Origin of the sequence: Streptomyces sp. NBC_00440 (genome assembly GCF_036014215.1) — a bacterium.
Taxonomy (GTDB): Bacteria; Actinomycetota; Actinomycetes; order Streptomycetales; family Streptomycetaceae; genus Streptomyces.
Genome location: NZ_CP107921.1, coordinates 707,837 through 725,439 on the forward strand (window position 1 = coordinate 707,837; position 17,603 = coordinate 725,439).

18 protein-coding genes and 1 pseudogene are annotated in these 17,603 nt (G+C 69.5%); 14 read left to right on the top strand and 5 right to left on the bottom strand.

The annotated features are described in order from the left end of the window. Window positions 1–67: 67 nt before the first annotated feature. The 10 genes from OHB13_RS03195 to catC all read left to right on the top strand — a co-directional run bounded on the left by OHB13_RS03195 (window position 68) and on the right by catC (window position 8,296). On the top strand, window positions 68–1,198 hold the full coding sequence (locus OHB13_RS03195; RefSeq protein WP_328375452.1) for an acyl-CoA dehydrogenase family protein: 1,131 nt from the start codon (window positions 68–70) through the stop codon (window positions 1,196–1,198). An 80-nt stretch (window positions 1,199–1,278) separates the two neighbouring features. Next, a complete protein-coding gene (locus OHB13_RS03200; RefSeq protein WP_328375454.1) occupies window positions 1,279–1,650 on the top strand; it encodes a hypothetical protein in 372 nt (123 codons plus the stop codon). Beyond that, window positions 1,647–2,912 carry an aromatic ring-hydroxylating oxygenase subunit alpha gene (locus OHB13_RS03205; protein WP_328375456.1) on the top strand — a complete coding sequence of 422 codons (1,266 nt, stop codon included), beginning with the start codon at window positions 1,647–1,649 and terminating at the stop codon, window positions 2,910–2,912. The genes OHB13_RS03200 and OHB13_RS03205 overlap by 4 nt, the downstream gene beginning before the upstream one ends. Next, the gene (locus tag OHB13_RS03210) at window positions 2,902–3,426 is read left to right on the top strand and encodes an aromatic-ring-hydroxylating dioxygenase subunit beta (protein WP_328375458.1); all 525 of its coding nucleotides are present in this window, start codon (window positions 2,902–2,904) and stop codon (window positions 3,424–3,426) included. The genes OHB13_RS03205 and OHB13_RS03210 overlap by 11 nt, the downstream gene beginning before the upstream one ends. Then, a complete protein-coding gene (locus OHB13_RS03215; protein ID WP_328375460.1) occupies window positions 3,423–4,202 on the top strand; it encodes an SDR family NAD(P)-dependent oxidoreductase in 780 nt (259 codons plus the stop codon). Before OHB13_RS03210 ends, OHB13_RS03215 begins: the two co-directional genes overlap by 4 nt. A 41-nt stretch (window positions 4,203–4,243) precedes the next feature. Beyond that, window positions 4,244–5,197, top strand: coding sequence for a PDR/VanB family oxidoreductase (locus OHB13_RS03220; protein ID WP_328375462.1), 954 nt, complete (start codon window positions 4,244–4,246; stop codon window positions 5,195–5,197). A 73-nt stretch (window positions 5,198–5,270) separates the two neighbouring features. Continuing rightward, window positions 5,271–5,795 carry a flavin reductase gene (locus tag OHB13_RS03225; protein ID WP_328375463.1) on the top strand — a complete coding sequence of 175 codons (525 nt, stop codon included), beginning with the start codon at window positions 5,271–5,273 and terminating at the stop codon, window positions 5,793–5,795. A gap of 111 nt (window positions 5,796–5,906) precedes the next feature. Further along, window positions 5,907–7,010 carry a mandelate racemase/muconate lactonizing enzyme family protein gene (locus tag OHB13_RS03230; protein ID WP_328375465.1) on the top strand — a complete coding sequence of 368 codons (1,104 nt, stop codon included), beginning with the start codon at window positions 5,907–5,909 and terminating at the stop codon, window positions 7,008–7,010. A 61-nt stretch (window positions 7,011–7,071) separates the two neighbouring features. Continuing rightward, entirely contained in the window at window positions 7,072–7,953 is an 882-nt protein-coding gene (gene catA, locus OHB13_RS03235; protein WP_328375467.1) for a catechol 1,2-dioxygenase, read from the top strand. A gap of 43 nt (window positions 7,954–7,996) precedes the next feature. Further along, window positions 7,997–8,296 (top strand): muconolactone Delta-isomerase, encoded by a 300-nt coding sequence (catC, locus tag OHB13_RS03240; protein WP_266859494.1) that lies wholly within the window; start codon window positions 7,997–7,999, stop codon window positions 8,294–8,296. Between the two features lie 10 nt (window positions 8,297–8,306). On the opposite strand, the gene OHB13_RS03245 is transcribed toward catC, so the two are convergent. Both OHB13_RS03245 and OHB13_RS03250 read right to left on the bottom strand, forming a co-directional pair. Continuing rightward, window positions 8,307–9,437, bottom strand: a complete 1,131-nt coding sequence (locus OHB13_RS03245) for an LCP family protein (protein ID WP_328375469.1) — start codon at window positions 9,435–9,437, stop codon at window positions 8,307–8,309. 531 nt (window positions 9,438–9,968) lie between these two features. Then, window positions 9,969–11,159, bottom strand: coding sequence for an L-talarate/galactarate dehydratase (locus OHB13_RS03250; RefSeq protein ID WP_328375471.1), 1,191 nt, complete (start codon window positions 11,157–11,159; stop codon window positions 9,969–9,971). Between the two features lie 193 nt (window positions 11,160–11,352). Between OHB13_RS03250 and OHB13_RS03255 the strand changes: the two are divergent. After that, window positions 11,353–11,457: pseudogene (locus OHB13_RS03255) on the top strand (LysR family transcriptional regulator); the annotation flags it as partial. A gap of 25 nt (window positions 11,458–11,482) precedes the next feature. Here OHB13_RS03255 and OHB13_RS03260 read toward each other — a convergent pair. From OHB13_RS03260 to OHB13_RS03270, 3 genes are all read right to left on the bottom strand, one after another. Further along, on the bottom strand, window positions 11,483–12,379 hold the full coding sequence (locus tag OHB13_RS03260; protein WP_328375473.1) for an aminoglycoside phosphotransferase family protein: 897 nt from the start codon (window positions 12,377–12,379) through the stop codon (window positions 11,483–11,485). Continuing rightward, window positions 12,376–13,182, bottom strand: a complete 807-nt coding sequence (locus OHB13_RS03265; RefSeq protein WP_328375475.1) for a class I SAM-dependent methyltransferase — start codon at window positions 13,180–13,182, stop codon at window positions 12,376–12,378. Before OHB13_RS03265 ends, OHB13_RS03260 begins: the two co-directional genes overlap by 4 nt. A 222-nt stretch (window positions 13,183–13,404) precedes the next feature. Further along, window positions 13,405–14,619 (bottom strand): cation:proton antiporter, encoded by a 1,215-nt coding sequence (locus OHB13_RS03270; protein WP_328375477.1) that lies wholly within the window; start codon window positions 14,617–14,619, stop codon window positions 13,405–13,407. Window positions 14,620–15,300: 681 nt separating this feature from the next. Between OHB13_RS03270 and OHB13_RS03275 the strand changes: the two genes are divergently transcribed. The 3 genes from OHB13_RS03275 (at window position 15,301) to OHB13_RS03285 (ending at window position 17,595) form a co-directional block, all read left to right on the top strand. After that, a complete protein-coding gene (locus OHB13_RS03275) occupies window positions 15,301–16,578 on the top strand; it encodes a DUF2254 domain-containing protein (RefSeq protein ID WP_328375479.1) in 1,278 nt (425 codons plus the stop codon). A gap of 89 nt (window positions 16,579–16,667) precedes the next feature. Then, the gene (locus tag OHB13_RS03280) at window positions 16,668–16,949 is read left to right on the top strand and encodes a LapA family protein (RefSeq protein ID WP_266859482.1); all 282 of its coding nucleotides are present in this window, start codon (window positions 16,668–16,670) and stop codon (window positions 16,947–16,949) included. Between the two features lie 220 nt (window positions 16,950–17,169). Beyond that, entirely contained in the window at window positions 17,170–17,595 is a 426-nt protein-coding gene (locus tag OHB13_RS03285) for a DUF202 domain-containing protein (RefSeq protein ID WP_328375482.1), read from the top strand. Window positions 17,596–17,603: the final 8 nt, after the last annotated feature.

Sequence of the window (17,603 nt, forward strand, 5' to 3'; positions counted from 1 at the left end):
GGTGGAACAGGAAATCCACCCGTCAACGCGAGGAGAGTTTCCATTGACCTCGATATTGGATTCCCGAATGCCGGATCATTCCGGCGACCGGAAGGAATTCGAGAAGGTACTCGCCCTGGTGGCCGAACGGCGGTCCGAGTTCGAAGAACACCGGCATGTGCCGCGCGACATGATCGCCGAGTTCAAGCGGGCCGGCATCTACCGCGCAGGTGTACCGCGACGTTTCGGCGGAGACGCGCTGCCACCGGCCGTGTTCCTCGACCGCATCGAGCGGATCTCGCAGGTCGACGCGTCGGCCGGCTGGGTTGCGAGCTTCGGCTCGTCGCTGGTCTATCTGGCGGCGCTGCCGCTCCCGACGCAGGCGGAACTGTACGCGGACGGCCCGGATGTGGCCTTCGCCGCCGGTCTCTTCCCGGTACGGAACGCCGAGCGCGCGGACGGCGGATACCGGATCGCGGGGCAGTGGAAGTTCGCCAGCGGCTGCAAGGGAGCCGACGTTCTGGGCGTAGGCATCAGCGTCGGCGACGACCACGCCGGACGGCCCCGTACCGCGCTGCTGGACCCCGCCCAGGTCGAGATCGTCGAAAACTGGGACGTCCTGGGTATGCGGGGCACCGGCAGCCACGACCTCAAGGTCGACGGCGTCGTCGTCCCGGAGGAGTGGACGTTCGTCCGCGGCGGCGAACCGACCGTGGACGAACCGCTCTACCGCTATCCGGCCGTCGCCTACGCGGCGCAGGTCCTGGCTGTCGTCGGTCTCGGCGTCGCCCGGTCCGCTCTTGACCTGGCCATCGCCAGAGGAGGCCGGGCCGGCTACACGGGCGCGCCCAAACCCGCCGACCGCGCCACCTATCGCATCGCTCTCGGCAAGGCGGAGGCCGAGCTGCGGTCCGCCCGCGCCTTCTTCTACGAGACGACCGAGGAGGTGTACGCGAGCGTGGAGGCCGGCGACCCGGCGACGCCCGGACAGACCAGCCTGCTGCGCCTCGCGTCGGCCCACGTCGCCAAGGTCTCGTTCGAAGTGGTGCGCTCCGCGTACCAGTTGTGCGGAATTCCCGCCATCACCGACGGCAGCCCCATGCAGCGCTATCTGCGGGATGCCTCTGTCGTCCCGCAGCATGCCTTCCTCCAGGAGGGCATGTACGACGGCGCGGGCGCGGTCCTCACCGGTGTCACGCCTTTCCCCGGCTATCTCTGACGCCTCTTCTCCCCCACGTTCCTGTCGGTGCGTCTCCCGTCACGCGTTCGTACGTCTCCCGTCACACAGAAGGATTCCTCATGCCCCAGCCTGCCTCGTCCGACCCTCTGCGCGTGCTCTTCTGCATAGGCGTCAACCAGAACTTCTTCGACCTGCCGACCGGCCGGGGCAAGGAGGTCTGGAACGGTTTCACCACCATGCTCGCCGACCTCGCCGCCCTGCCAGGTGTCGAAGTCCTCGGCACCTTCGACGACGACTGTCACATGGTCGGGCCGTCCGCTTCCTGGCCGTGGACCTCGTACGTCCTCGCCGACGTCGTCGACCAGCCCACCGTCGCGGCCGCCTGCAATCTGTTCCGCACCATCCAGGTCGGCGAGCACGGCCTGTGGCGCTACATGAAGATCGAAGCCCGGATGGGCCGCTCGCTGCCGGAGCCGGAGGTCACCCGATGACCACGGTCCCCGATCTCCCGGCGCTCGTCGGGAACGACCGCGTCTCCGGCACGCTGTACACCGATCCCCGGCTGTTCGAGCTGGAGATGGACAGGATCTTCCAGAAGACCTGGGTCTGGGTGGCGCACGAGAGCGAGGTTGCCGAGGCCGGTGACTTCAAGACGGCCTGGGTGGGCCGGCTGCCCGTCATCGTCACTCGTGACCGCAAGGGCGGTGTGAATGTCCTGCTGAACCGCTGCCGGCACCGCGGCGCCAGCGTCTGCGAGCTGCCCAAGGGCAACAGCAACGGCTTCACCTGCCCTTACCACGCCTGGTCGTACGCCCTGGACGGGAGGCTGCGGGGCATTCCCTACCCCGAAGGCTATGAGGGCGTCGCGGAGAAGAAGGATCTGCCGCTGCAGCGCCTCGAAGTGGGCATCTACGCGGGCATGATCTTCGCCAGCTTCAACCCGGACGTCGAGCCTCTGGAGGACTTCCTCGGCGGCGCCCGCCTGTGGATCGACCGGTTCATGAAGCAGGGCGCCGGCTATCCGGTCAAGGTGCAGGGCGAGCACAAGTTCCGTTTCCAGGGCAACTGGAAGATCCAGCTGGAGAACACCACCGACTGGTACCACTTCCCGATCGTGCACCGCTCCTGGATGTCCTCGGTGGACGCCGAGACGGCGAGCATGCTGTCGATCATGACCGACGAGACGGCGGTCACCCATGCGCTGGGCAACGGCCACAGCGTCGCCGTCAGCGTCTCCGACCATGTCGACTTCGATGCCGACGACGGCACGGAGAAGCTCCAGGACCGCTTCAGCCACATCGTTGAGGAACTCTCCAAGGACATGCCACCGGAGAAGGTCCGACGGATCGTCCGTGCGATGCACGGCGTCGGTTTCAACCTGAACCTGTTCCCGAACGTTGCCATGTCGATGTCGTTCTTCCGGGTGCTGCGGCCCCTCTCGGTGAACGAGACGGAGATCCGGCACGTCGCCCTCGGCCTGGACGGTGGTCCGGAGATCGTCAACCGCGAACGGCTCCGCATCCACGAGCACTTCCAGGGCCCGTTCGGGTTCGGCAGTCCCGACGACGCCGAGGCGTGGAGCCGGGTGCAGCGGGGCGTCGCCGGCGGCGCCGACTTGCCGATCCTCGTCAACCGGGGTCTCGGCCGCGAGACAACCGACGACCTCGGGCAGCCCACCTCCCATGCGACGGACGAGACCGGCATGCGGGAGGCGTACAGCAAGTGGAAAAGGATGATGGCCGATGACAAGTGACACTTTCAGCGCGATGGCCCGGGAGCCGGGGCTGCCGTTCGACGACCGGCGGGCGCTGGACTCGGTCTCGCTGATCTGGCACGAGGCCCATCTGCTGGACGCCCGGCGGTACGAGGAGTGGGACGCCCTGTGGGCCGAGGGCGGGGAGTACGTGATCCCCATCGCACGGGAGACCGCGGACTTCGCGGCCACCCTCAATCTCGTCTATGACGACGACCGGATGCGCCGCATGCGGATCGAGCGCCTCAGCGGAGAGTTCTCCATCTCGGCGGTGGCTGCGGCCCGCACGGTCCGGTCCGTGTCACGTTTCGTGGTCACGGGCCGGGACGCGGACGCGGTCGAGATCGACTCCGGCCAGATCCTCGTCGCCTACAAGCGGGAGGAGACGTCCGTGCTCGCCGCCGACGTCAGCCACCGCATCGTGTTCACCGCCGGAGGTCCGCGGATCGCACGCAAGGTCGTACGCCTGGTCAACGCCGAGGACGCCGTGACGGCGTCGGGGTTCCTGCTGTGAGCGCGCCGGGAACGTACCGGCCCGATGAGAGCGCCTCCCCCCGGGTCGCGCTGGTGACCGGGGCGGCCCGCGGTCTGGGGGCGTGCATCGCGGCCCGTCTGCACGGTCGGGGCTACCGGGTCGCGCTGACCGACCTGGACGGGGACTCCGCGGTCGCGGCCGCCGCATCGCTGGACCCGAGCGGGCAGTCCGCGCTCGGCCTCCGCCTGGATGTCCGCGACAAGGACGCCTTCGTCCACGCACGGGACGCTCTCGTCGAGCAGTGGGACGCGATCCATGTGCTGGTCAACAACGCCGGTTACTCGAAGGTCGAACAGCTGATGGAGATCGGCCCGGAGAGCTTCGCCTCGGTCGTCTCCGCCAACCTCAACGGTACGTTCTTCGGCTGCCAGGTCCTCGGCTCCTACTTCGCCGGACGTGGCTACGGACGCATCGTCAACATCGGCTCGCTCGCCGGACAGAACGGAGGCACCGCGACCGGCGCGCACTATGCGGCGGCGAAAGGCGGAGTGGCCACGCTCACCAAGGTCTTCGCCCGTGAGCTGGGCCCCCGGGGTGTGACGGTGAACGCCGTCTCGCCCGGACCGCAGGACCTGCCGGTCGTACGCGAGAGCGTCGCGCCGGACAGGCTCGCGCAGATCGAGGCATCGATCCCGGTGGGCCGGCTCGGACGGCCCGAGTTCATCGCGGACATGGCCGTCCTCCTGGCATCCGAGCACGCGGACGCCGTCACCGGAGCCTGCTGGGACGCCAACGGCGGCCTGTACATGCGCTGAGCAGCCCCGCAACGAACCCCAACCATCACGAAGGCAGACGGATGTTCACTGTCACCGTCACCGAGACCGCCCAGGAGACGGCGGCGGTCAAGGTGCTCCGACTGGCTCGCTCCGACGGCCGCCCCCTCGCTCCCTACGCGGCCGGCGCCCACATCGACGTGACCGGCCCCACCGGTGTCACCCGCCCGTACTCGCTGTGCGGCCCGCCCGGCGACATCGGCTTCTACACCATCGCAGTCAAACGTGAGGAGAATTCCCGCGGCGGCTCACTGGCCCTGCACGACAAGGTCACGACCGGCACCGATCTCCTCGTCGGTGAACCGCGCCGGCTCTTCGGCGTCGTCCCGCAAGCGAGTGAGCACCACCTGGTGGCGGCAGGCATCGGTATCACTCCCTTGCTGGCCATGGCGTACGAACTGCACGCGGCAGGCGCCGAGTTCAGGCTGCACTATGTGGCGCGCGACCGTTCGGAGGCGGCTCTCGCCGGGCTCCTCGAAGAAGCCGCCTTCGCGGACCGGGTCGCGTTTCACTTCGGGCTGGGCCGTGCGGGCACCACGGCGGTGCTCGCGGACGAACTGACGGGGCTCCCCGCACAGGCGCACGTCTATACCTGCGGGCCACCGGGCTTCATGGAGCAGACGGCCGCGCTCGCGGGTCGCGGACTCCCGGCGGACCATATCCATTCGGAGCTGTTCCAGGCAGGCGAACAGGAGGACGCCGCCCCCTGCACCAGCTTTGAGGTCGAGCTCGACACCGGTGAGGTCTTCACCGTGCCACCCGACAGGAGCATCGCCGACGTCCTGGAGGCGAACGGGGTGGCTATCGACACCTCCTGCCGCGAGGGCATCTGCGGCACGTGCGTACTCCAGGTCCTGTCCGGCGATCCCGACCACAGGGACCACTGCCTCACCGCGAAGGAGAAGGCCGCCGGTGACCAGATCGCGGCGTGCGTGTCCCGTTCCAGGTCACCTCGCCTGGTTGTCGAGCTGTGGTGACCCGCACCCCGCACCTGTCAGACGCGCCAGTCGGCGCAGAGAGGAACCACCAGCCATGAGTGTGAATCCAGCCATGAGTGTCAACGACGCCCCTGGCATCCCATCGAGGGACGCCTTCCGGGAAGCGATGGCGCATCTTCCCGCCGCCGTCAATATCCTCACGACGGACGGGCCGAGCGGCCGCTGCGGCATCACCCTCAGCGCCGTCTGCTCCGTGACCGACAACCCACCGACCGTCCTGGTCTGTGTCAATCGCAGCAGTGCGATGCACGATGTGTTCAGTGCCAACGGGCGCGTCTGCCTCAATGTGCTCGGCGGAGACCAGCAGGAGCTCGCGCTGCACTTCGCGGGTGCCACCGAGGTGTCCATGGCCGAACGGTTCAGCTGGAACATCTGGGACCGGAGCCAGGACGTGCCGGTTCTGGAGGATGCGCTGGTGGCCGTGGTCGGAACGGTCAAGGACCGTAAGCCGATGGGATCGCACAGCGTGCTGTTCGTGGAGATCGAGCAGGTCCGCACCCGAACCGGCGGCCAGAGCCTCGTCTACTTCAACCGGTCCTTCCACCGCCTGGACTCAGCCCCGCCGGTGGCCTGCTGACCTGCCGGTGCTCGGCGTGCACCCGGCGGACACCGAGTACGGCTGCCGAGGAATCCGCGCGCACCGAGCCCCCCTCCGTACGACCATCCGCACGACCGCGAGCAGGCACCGATGAAGATCACAGCGATCGAGGCAATCCCCTACGCCATCCCCTACGCCAAGTCCCTGCGCTTCGCCAGCGGTGAAGTACACACTGCCGAGCACGTCCTGGTCCGCGTCCACACCGACAACGGGCTGACCGGCGTGGCGGACGCACCGCCCCGCCCCTTCACCTACGGCGAGACCCAGCAGTCCGTGATCGCCGTCATCGAGAAGATCTTCGCCCCGAACCTCGTGGGCCTGGACGTGCTGGCCCGCGAGGCCGTTCACGGGCACCTGCGCCGTACTGTCGGCAACCCCGTCGCCAAGTCGGCGATCGACATGGCGCTCTGGGACCTCGCGGGACAAGCGCTCGGCCTTCCCGTCACCACGCTGCTCGGTGGGCACGGCAATTCCATGCGGGTCTCTCATATGCTCGGATTCGACGAACCGGCGAAGATGGCCGCCGAAGCCGAGCGGATGCGGGACAGGTACGGCATCCGCGTCTTCAAGGTGAAGGTCGGCCGCCGCCCCGTACGGCTCGATGTCGAGGTGTGCCGGGCACTGCGCGAAGTACTGGGTGACGAAGCCGAGTTGTACGTCGACGGCAACCGCGGCTGGACCGCGTCCGAGTCGGCCCGGGCCCTGCGTGCGCTCGACCCGCTGGGCATCACGCTCGCCGAGGAACTGTGTCCCGCCGACGACGTGCTCGGGCGACGGTGGCTCGTACGGCAGAGCCCGGTGCCGTTCGTGGCCGACGAATCGGCCGTCACACCCGCCGAGGTGACGCGCTCGCTCCTGGACGGCGCGGCCACCGCGATCAGCATCAAGACCGCCCGCACCGGCTTCACCACGTCCCAGCGCGTGCTGTTCCAGTGCGAGGGCATGGGCGCGGAAGTCGTGATGGGCAATCAGATCGACGGCCAGCTGGGCACCGCGTGCACCGTCGCCTTCGGCGCCGCCTACGCCGCCTCGTCCCACCGCGCCGGGGAACTCTCCAACTTCCTGGACATGAGGGACGACCTGCTCACCGAGCCGCTCACCATCAGCGACGGCCGGCTCACGGTACGGGACCTGCCCGGCCTCGGTGTGGCGATCGACCCGGACAAGCTGGCCCGCTACCGCCAGGACACCTGAAGGGGCCACGCCCCACCCCGAAGAAGCCAAGCCACCACAACCACCAGAACAGGACCGGGACATGACCGACGCCACCCAGCAGACCCCCACCGCGCAGCCCCCCGCCGGCCCGGCCACCGCGGCAGCGTCCGGCGCCGCCGCCACCGAGCGGTTCCGCGGCAAGCAGCACCCAGAGGCCCCCGTCGCCGGCACCGCGCGCGTCGGCCTGCTGGCATCCGAGGCGATCGCCGCCGTGCACGACGTCATCCGCAGGCACAAGGTCACGTACGCCGAATACGATGCGCTGAAGTCCTGGCTCATCCAGGTCGGCCAGGACGGCGAATGGCCCCTCTTCCTCGACGTGTGGATCGAGCACGTCGTCGAGGAGGTCGCCAACGAGAACCGCGAGGGCACCAGCGGCACCATCGAAGGCCCCTACTACGTCCCCGGTGCGCCGGTCCTTCCTGCGGAAGCCACCCTGCCCATGCGCGTGGGCGAAGCCGGTACGCCGCTGCTGTTCCAGGGCCAGGTGACCGCGGTCGGCGGCGCGCCGCTGCCCGGTGCCAGGGTCGAGATCTGGCACGCCGACGCCGACGGCCTCTACTCGCAGTTCGCCCCCGGCCTGCCGGAGTGGAACCTGCGCGGCACCGTCATCGCCGACGGTCAGGGGCACTTCAAGATTCACACCCTGGAGCCGGCCCCGTACCGGATCCCCACCGACGGCTCCTGCGGAAAGCTGATAGCCGCGGCCGGCTGGCACGCCTGGCGCCCGGCTCATCTGCATCTGAAAGTCTCCGTGCCGGGCCACCAACTCATCACCACCCAGCTGTACTTCGAGAGCGGAAGTCACCTCGATGACGACATCGCCTCGGCTGTGAAGCCAGAGCTGATCCTCGCCCCGGCGCCGGCCGATTCCGGTGAAGGCAATGAAGTGACGTACGACTTCGCGCTCGACAAAGCCTGACGTACCGCCGCGCCCCGCACCTTCCACCAGCAGAGGAAACACCATGCTGTTCGCAGTGAACATGGATGTCGCGATCCCGCACGACCTCGCCCCCGAGGTACGCGAGGACCTGATAGCCCGTGAGAAGGCCTACTGCCAAGCGCTCCAGAGGGACGGCGTCTGGGTCCACATCTGGCGGTGCACCGGGCAGTACGCCAACCTCAGCGTCTTCGACGTCGCGGACAACGACGAGCTGCACAGCGTCCTGTGGAATCTGCCGCTCTTCCGCTACATGTCGGTCTCCGTCACGCCGCTGTCGGCCCATCCGTCGGCACTTCACGGTTCCGGCGCTGCGGTGGCCTGACGGCCCGGCGTCAAGAGCTCGCGGTGACCGGGGACTTGCCCTTGTCACCCACCGAGTTCTGTTCGGCGGACTTCGGAATCGGACGGTCGTCCCGAAGCGCCTTCCAGACCTGCTGGGACGCCTTGGTGAGGGGCAGGACCCGGTCCGGGGCCTGACTGTCGTAGGTCACCGGCATCGTGACCATGTTCATGTTCTTCGGGCTGATGCCCTTGAGGTCCTTGGCCAGACCCAGCAGCTTGTCCGCGGACGCCAGCCCGGAGTCGGCGGTCACGGTCCGGGTCGCGGTGTCGGCGAGGCCGTAGAGCTTGGCCGGATTGCCGAGCAGGCCGATGTTGTCGACCCGGTCGGTCAGGGCCTTGATGAACGCCTGCTGGAGCTGGATACGGCCGAGGTCACTGCCGTCACCCACACCATGCCGGGTCCGTACCAGACTGAGTGCCTGTTCGCCCTTGAGCGTGTGCTTCCCGGCGGACAGGTCGAGGTGGCTGTCGCTGTCGTCGATCGCCTTGCTGGTGGTGATGTTCACACCACCGAGCTGGTCGATGAGCTTCTTGAAACCGTTGAAGTCGACTTCGACGTAGTGGTCCATGCGGACACCGGACATCTTCTCGACCGTCTTCACGGTGCACCCCGGGCCACCCACGGCGTAGGAATCGTTGAACATCGCCTGGTGCGCTCCGGGCACGGTACCGCCGTGCGGCTTCGGGCACGCCGGGCGGTCCACCATCGTGTCCCGCGGGATGCTGACGACGCTCGCCTTGCGGTGGGACTTGTCGACGTGGAGAACCATCGTCGTGTCGGACCGGGCGCCGCTGACGCCCTTTCCGTACTCGCCGTGCGTTCCCGCACGCGAGTCGGACCCGAGGAGGAGGATGTTCATCGCGCCGTTGTGCGCGTCGCTGGGCCGGTCTTTTCCGAGGGCGGCGTTGATGTCGACGCCCTTGACGTTGCCGTTGAGGTGCGACCAGAGGTAGGCCGCGCCTCCTCCTCCGACCGCCAGTACACCGAGGGCGGCCCAGGCGGTGATCCGCAGTGCTCGGCGACGCGGACGCCGCCCGTGCGGCTCCTCACCTGCCGGCCCGGGGGCGGCGGGCCCCGGGCCGTCCTGCCCGGGTATCGCGTTCCCGCTCTCGTACGCCATCAGCTATCAGTCCTTCGGGTGGTGGCGGGCATACGGAAGTACCTCTTACCTCGGGGATGTCGTGCGAGGCCGCGGGGGCCGGCGACAGCGGAACGGAGCTACGCGTCGTGGGCGGAGCAGCGGAAGCGGGCGGGGCCCGACCGGTCCGGCACTCGGCTCCCCGGGACTCGAACCATGGTTAGCGCCGCTGGAAGGCCGGGGCAACGAGGCCCCTTACTACCTGTGTACGTAGTCGGGCCCGCAGCGGCGTCGACGACCCCGGTGCGCGGTCCGCCACGTCTTCCGCACCCCTACTGCCGTGCCTCGTACATGACATACGCCCTATGGGCGGGCTCACAGTCGCGGCGCCCCGCAGCCGTCCCGGAGCAGCGGATGCCGACGCTCTGCCGACCATCCGTCACTCTCTGCGGTTTCCGGGAAGCGGCAAGGGCTGCGTGTCCGGCCACTCGCCCCGCACGGGCGCAGCTGGGCCCGGTGCGGCGGCGCGGTTCCTGTCGGGGGCCAGGCGCCTTACGTCTGAATCAGGCCGGGTCAGGGGCGGGCGCCGACCTCGTGTTCGGCGATCGTCCAGGCCCGGGCCTGATCACTGAGCGTGAAGCCGAGGCCGGGGCGGGCGGAGACGTACATGCGTCCGTCCCGGATCTCCAGGCGCTCGTTGAACAGCGGCTCCAGCCAGTCGAAGTGCTCCACCCAGGGTTCGATCGGGTACGCGGCGGCCAGGTGGAGATGGATCTCCATCGCGAAGTGCGGTGCGAGCTGCAGCTGGTGGTGCTCGGCGAGAACGGCGAGCTTGAGGAACTGGGTGATACCCCCGATGCGGGGGGCATCGGGCTGGATGACGTCGGCGGCGTTCTGCCGGATCAGCTCGACATGATCGGCGACGCTGGCCAGCATCTCGCCGGTGGCTACGGGGGTGTCCAGGGAGGCGGCGAGCGCGGCGTGACCCTGGGCGTCGTAGGCGTCGAGAGGCTCCTCGATCCAGACCAGGTTGAACTTCTCCATGGCGCGGCCCATGCGCTGTGCGGTGGGCCGGTCCCACTGCTGGTTGGCATCGGCCATGAGCGGCACCTCGTCGCCGATGTGCTCGCGCACCGCAGTGAGACGGGCCAGGTCGTATGTGCCGTCGGGGTGACCGACCTTGATCTTGATGCCGCCGATGCCGCTGTCCAGGGATGCGGTGGCGTTGTCCAGGACCTGCCCGGTCGGCGTGTGCAGGAAGCCGCCGGAGGTGTTGTAACAGCGCACGGAGTCGCGGTGGGCGCCGAGCAGCTTGGCCAGCGGCAGACCGGCCCGCTTGGCCTTGAGGTCCCACAGCGCGACGTCGAAGGCGGCGATCGCCTGGGTGGCGAGACCGCTGCGTCCCACTGACGCTCCGGCCCACACCAGCTTGGTCCAGATCTTGCCGATGTCGCTGGGGTCCTCACCGATCAGGGTCTCGGCGATCTCGCGGGCGTGCGCGAACTGGCCAGGGCCGCCTGCCCGCTTGGAGTAGCTGAAGCCGATGCCCTCGTGCCCCTGCTCAGTGGCGACCTCCACGAAGAGGAAGGCGACCTCCGTCATCGGCTTCTGACGGCCAGTCAGGACCTTCGCGTCGCTGATCGGCGTGGACAGCGGCAGGGTCACCGACGAGAGACGTAGCCACGCGATGCGGTCGAGGGTGGCTGCGCCCACGGAGTGCGCGGCGTGCGCGGCTCGGGGTGTCGTGTTCGTCGTGGTCGCCACTTCGTGTCCCTGGGTCGGTGCGGTTGGGATGGTGGGGACGTGGTGCGTTCTCTCCCCCCTGGCTCCCCGCCGATGCCGGATCGTGTCGGTGCGGCGTCCGCCGTGCCGCCGTGCCGAATACGTTCGACGCTACGGTCGCGATTGATCCACGTCCACCACAGGTTTTCGATGTGACCATTCAAGGAGAGCATCATTGTTCACGCTGACTCAGCTGTCGTGTTTCGTGGCCGCGGCTGAGGAGCTGCACTTCACCCGCGCCGCGGAGCGACTGAGCATGACCCAGCCGCCGCTGAGCCGGGTCACGCCCTGCGACCGGCGCGACATCACTCCGTCGACTCCAGAATGCGGTCGAGTGTCCGGCGCCCCATCCTGCTCATCGCCGGATTGCTCTCGACGTAGTACCAGACAGTGCCCATCGCCTGCTGGAACGCCCATGCCTTGCCGCGCTCCCACTCCAAATCGTCACAGCCCAGGGTCCGCCGGAGCACTTCACGCGGCGCCCTCTGCAGCAGGTGCCAGGCACTGACCAGATCCAGCGCGGGGTCGGCCGGGCCGAAGCCGCCGGTGTCGAGTACGCCGCTGAGCCGGTCCCCGGCGACCAGCACATTGCCGGGGATCAAGTCACCATGGCTCATCACGTCGGGACCCGTGCGTGCCAGTTCCCGCAGGCGGCTCCACACCCCGCGCAGCCGGTCCACGTCGAGCAGCCCCTCGCTCTCCTCGAAGCACTCCTCCATCCATGCGTCGTGGTGAGTGAGAACGCCGCCACGACCCCCGCCGCTGAAGAGCCGGCCCCGTGTCCCGGCCGTGCGGAGGGCCGCGATGAACGCCGCAAGGTCCTGCGCGAAGGCTTCCGACCCACTCGGGTCGGCATCCGATGCGACCGTGCCGGGCAGCCATGTCTGGACCGACCACGGCATGGGGTAGCCCGCTCCAGGCTCTCCCAGGGCGACGGGTTCCGGAGCAGGGAACCGGGACACCTGCGCCAGCTCCGTGCTCGCCAGGGCTTCCCGCTGCAGAACCGTCAGCACATCGGCGGCATCGGCCATACGCAGAGGGAAACGTGCCGAGAGGTCGTTCCCGATGCGGAAGATGGCGTTGACCGTCCCAGTCGACCGCAGGAGTCGGATCTCCTTGCCGCTCCACCGGGGGAACTGTTCCTGGATCAGGGTCGCAACCGTTGCCGTGGTCACGTCCACTTGATCATCGTGCATGGTCATCCTGTTCCGCCGGCGAGCAGTGCCCTGTGCGGCAGCGCGAGCCGACCGTCCGGACCGGTGAACTCTCCGCTGAGACGATCGAAATGCCGCTTGATCTCCGCTCTGGTGCGGGGCGGTTGGGCGGCGATGAGGTGACCGGTGAAGCCGACACCCGACGCCGCGCCGTGCCACCACTCCTGTGCGGATGTCCGATGGTTCCAGGCGATGGTCCGGCAGGAGGGCCTGGAGAGTCCGGCGGCCAGCAGCAAGTCCTCAAGCCCCTGCTCAGTGCGCGGGAAGTCGGTCTCGGGCGCCAGGACCGGCCGGTGGACAGGGCGCTGCACCCCGGCGGCCTCCATCGCTCGTCCCAGCAGTGCCTGCCCGGGCCCGGCCGGCACGGACCACACCGTCACCGCGATCCGGCCGCCCGGCCGGCTCACCCGGCCCAGCTCGGCCAGCGCGCGCTGCGGCCGACCGACATGGTCCAGAACGAAGTTGGCGGTCACCGCGTCGAAGGCATCATCAGCGAAAGGAAGAGCGGGCAGCTCGGCGACACCGACATCGGCCAGCGGCACAGCCTTCGCGGCCAACTCCACCATCCCCGGCTCGGCATCAACAGCTGTGACCCGGGCACCTCTCGCGCTCGCTCCCGCGGCGACGTTCCCCGACCCGGTGCCCACATCCAGCAGATCGGTGTCGGGACCGGCCCCGACGGCATCCAGCAGCTCATCGACCGGATGCGCGCACACCGCCGCGAAGGACGCCGCGTACGCGACTGCCCGCCCCGACCAGATCGAGCGCCCGGTCTCATCGAATCCGGTCACTGCAACACCAACCCCTCAGACCCGTCGGATCACGGCCAGGACCGGACAGTAACCGACCTGAAGAGCCGGCAACCAGACCTTTCCGTGTGTGGCCGCGCAGTTGAGGGCCACCGCCTCGGATGCGGCGCCGGCCCGCGCTCCCGACCGTACGGAAGACCTCTTCGAATCCGGACCTGGCCTCAGGGGCCCCGTACGTCTCAACATCAGTTGCCGGCAGAGCCGTTACCACGCCTCCGACTCCTCGGCGTCCAGGGGACCCGGCTGTGCAGCGTCGCTGCCCGCGCGAACGTGCCTGGCCAGCAGCGGGAATACCAGCACCGAGATCATCGCGGCGCCGACCAGAGCCGCCGCCACGGCCGAGGTGACGAGCTTCTGGCTGACGCCGATGGTGGTGATGGCGACCACAAGGGGGAGGCAGGTCGCCGCGAACAGGGTGAGCGCCCTCCTGCCGCGGCGGTCGAGGTCGCGGGGTGCGAGCAGGTATACGGGTCCTCCCCGGATGAGGAGGAACAGGAGCAGGAAGACCGGCAGCAGCACCAGTGAACGGACGTCGTGGAGCAGGGCATGGAGGTCGAAGTTGATGCCGGTCACCACGTAGAACAACGGCACGAGGAATCCGAAGCCCATGGCCTCCACCTTGCCCAGGACTTCGGCGCTGCTGTCGGGGGCGGCGCCCTGCAGGACCAGGCGGGCCAGGATGCCCGCCGCGAACGCGCCCAGCAGGATGTCGAGTCCGAATGCCGACGCGAGAGCCAGCATCCCGGCCAGCAGGAACATGACGAAACGGACGGCGAACTGGGCACTGTTGTGCAGGGTCTTGTCGATCAGCCGGGAGAACCAGGGCGGCCTGGGGCGCAGCGCCCAGAAGAGGGCCGCGGCCGTGACGGCCGCGAAGACGATCAGAAGGGCGGCCGACACCCCGGGTTTACGGCCGCTGAGCAGCAGAGCGGTGGCGACGACCGGACCGAACTCCCCCACCGCTCCGAAGGCCGTCACCACCGTGCCGAAGCGGCCGTGCAGGTCCCCCTCGTCCTTGAGCATCGGCAGGACCGTGCCCAGGGCTGTGCTGGTCAGTGACGTGCCGATCACGAACGCCTTGTACACGTCGTCACCGCTGAGCAGGAAGGCCACCGCGATGGCGACGGCCAGCGAGGACAGCCAGGCTCCGGCCGCCCGGTGCAGGGTCCTGCCCCGCACCGCCGCGAAGTCGATCTCGTAACCGGCGAGGAAGATCAGCATGGACAGCCCCAGGTTCGACAGGGTGTCGATGACCTGGTCCGAATGCGTCCAGCCGAGGGCGTCGGGGCCGATGAGAATGCCGAGCGCGATCTCGAAGATGACGAGCGGGACGGCGAGGCGTCGCGCTGCCACGTTGGCCAGCAGCGGTGCGAGCACCGCGGCGGCCATGATCAGGACCAGCGTGCCGGGGTGTGACACGGATCCGGGCGGCGGTCAGACCCGGCCCGGCATACCGGGCCGGACCGATCGGGCTGGACCCGTGCAGCCGTAGCTCGCGTCGTCCGGGCCACGCGTGTCGCAGAGGGGCGGGCCCTGCGTGTCGGAGTAGGGAGCGTGCTTCCGCACCGTCCGGACCGCCTCGGCGATGCCCGGCCGGCCCGGCTTTGCTTCGGAGGTGGACAACAACGGCCTCCCTGGCAGGGCGTGGACACGGCGGGCCGCACACCTGGTACGACCGGTGCTGCCCACCCTCATCCCGCGAGCGGGGCGTCACGAGCGGGGATAGCCCATCGGAGGGGCGGGCCGGCGGCCGGCGGGGCGGACGGAGGTCAGCGGGCGGGGCCGGGTCCCGGGGATGTGGACGGGGTGTCACGCGGCGCGGCCGACTCGCGGCGCCGCCCGCGTCGCGTGACGATCGAGATCCCGGCGCAGATGAGGACCAAGGATGCCCATGTCCGAACGGCAGGTGCTCCGCTCGGAGCCACTGCGACCCGTCGAGGCCCCATCGGTACCCGTCAAGGCCCTTCGGACCGGGGAGGCGACGTGCGCCGCGGTCACGGCCGTGCTGTGACGCCGGAGGCGAGGACGCGCCCGCCCCGGCGCGGCGGGGCCGCCCACCGCGCTCGTCGTGTCCGCAGTCAAGGAGCGGCGCTGCTCCTGGTGGGCGGTGGAGCGCTGCTGGGCTGGGTGCTGCCGGAGTGGGACCAGAACCTGCCCACACCGGGCCTGGGCTTCGACGCCTCCACGGCGCAGGCGACTCTCGCCGCGATCGCAGGCGGCATGATCACACTCGCGGGGTTCGTCGTCACCGCCATCACTCTGGTGGTGCAGACGGTGCAGACGATGTCTCCCCGACTGGTCGGGGCGCTCGGCCACTTCAGCCGCTACCTGGTCCTGTTCGGTCTGCTGATCGGGACCGCCCTGTACGCGCTCGTCGCCTTGAGCCATGTCCATGGGCGCAGCGTCCCGCGGGTGAGCGTGACCGTGGCGATCGCTCTCGTCCTCATCGACGCCACGGTTGTCCTCTACCTGCTGTCCTCGCTCCGGCACGCCGTGACGGGCGGCGGTCTCGCCCGTGCGGTCGGCCGGCGGCTTCGGACGGTCATCGACCAGACCTGCCCCGCCGAGGACTCTCCCGCCCAGGACTCTCCCGCCCGGGCCTCTCCCATTCAGGCCCGTCCCGCCGGGCGGGCGGACACGGCTCAGTACCCGTCACCCCAGGGCCGCGAGGGCGCGCCCGTCATCATCCACAGCGGCCGTCCGGCTGTCATCTTCTCCATCGACGAGACCCTCCTCACCCGGATCGCCGCTCGCCACGGGGTCCGTGTCGTCCTCGTACACCCCGTGGGCGACTTCATCAGGTCCGGCGAAACGGTCGCCTATCTGGAGGCGGACGGCACGGACTGCGGCCGCCGGACCGTCAGACGCGTCACCGCCTGTTTCCACTACGGCCCGAACCGTACCGTCGAGCAGGACACCGGGTACGGGTTCCGGCTCCTGGCCGACATCGCGATCCGGGCGCTCTCCCCTGCCGTCAACGACCCGACCACGGCAGTGCAGGCGCTCGACCAGATCGAGGACAGCCTGCTGCGGCTGGCGAGCAGGCCCCTCGGCCCGGCCTGGCTGACCGACGCCAAAGGCACACCCCGCGTCTTCTGCCCTGCCCCGGACTGGGCAGGCCTCCTCTCCCTCGCACTCGACGAGACACTTCTCTACGGCGCCTCGAATCCCCAGACGGTGCGGCGCCTGCACGCCCTTCTCCAGCGCCTGCTGGCCACGGCACCGGCCCACCGCCAACCGGCCCTGACCGAACGCTCGGATGCTCTGGACCGACTGGCGGCCGCAACCCTCACGGATCCTCTCCTGAAGCGCATCGTGGCCCGCCCCGACCGGCAGGGACTGGGCGGAACCCTCGCCGCTGATCCGTCGGAACCGTGATCCGCCCGGTGCGCGTGCACAGGCCGCCCGCCACCCGAATGGCTCACTCCGAATCGGCATCCCGTGCCCCCGGGGACGATCCTGGCGAGATGAGCGGACACCAGGCTCCAGACGCCCCGCGCGCCTCGACCGGCCGTGCCTCACGGTGGCGCCAGGCCCTGACGCCTACGCGCGTCCTCGCCCTGCTGCTGACCGCGGTCGCGATCACTCTCATCGCCGAGAACACCCGGCAGGTGAAGATCCGGCTGCTGGTTCCCGTCGTCACCATGCCTCTGTACGCGGCGCTGCTGATCATGTTCGTGATCGGCCTCCTCGCCGGGGCCCTGCTGGTCTACAACCGCAACCGCAGGAGGCGGCGCGCGCGGTACTGAACTGCCGGACTGCCGGACTGCCGGACTGCCCGACTTGCGCACTTGTGGACTTGCGGGAGGGCGGCCCGCGCCTCTGTCAGCGGCCGCCCCGGAGACATATCGCTGCGAGGGAGATCCCCATGCCCAGGAATCCCGGCCTTCCAGAGGGGTGCGCGGTACTTTTCGGCCGCACGGGAACGGGTCCCCGGCAGGCAACCGGCTGCCTCCACGGCACCGCCCGGTGACAGCGCCGGACAGGACTCCCGGCGCCGACGACCCGGACGGCGGCGCGGACGGCCACCGGCCGGCCACGGCCACCGGGCGCTGGTGGGAGAGCGGGGAGGAGCCGGACTACCGGGCAACCCTGGCCAACGAGCGCACCCTGCTTTCCTGGCTGCGCGCCGCCCTGGCCCTCCTGGCCGGAGCACTCGGCGTCCTCCAACTGGTCCGTATCTCCCCCACCGCCCTGCGGCTGGCGCTGGCAAGCTACCTGGTCGCCCTGTCCGTGGGCTCGACGCTCATCGGCTACCGGCAGTGGCGGCGGCGACAGGCCAGCATGCGGCGCCGTGAGGCGTTCGGCCACTCGGAACTTCCCGCCTTCCTCGCGCTGGCGCTCCTGATGCTGGCGGCACTCGTCGTCGCCGTGGTCGCCGTCGGCCCCTACTGACCGAGTGC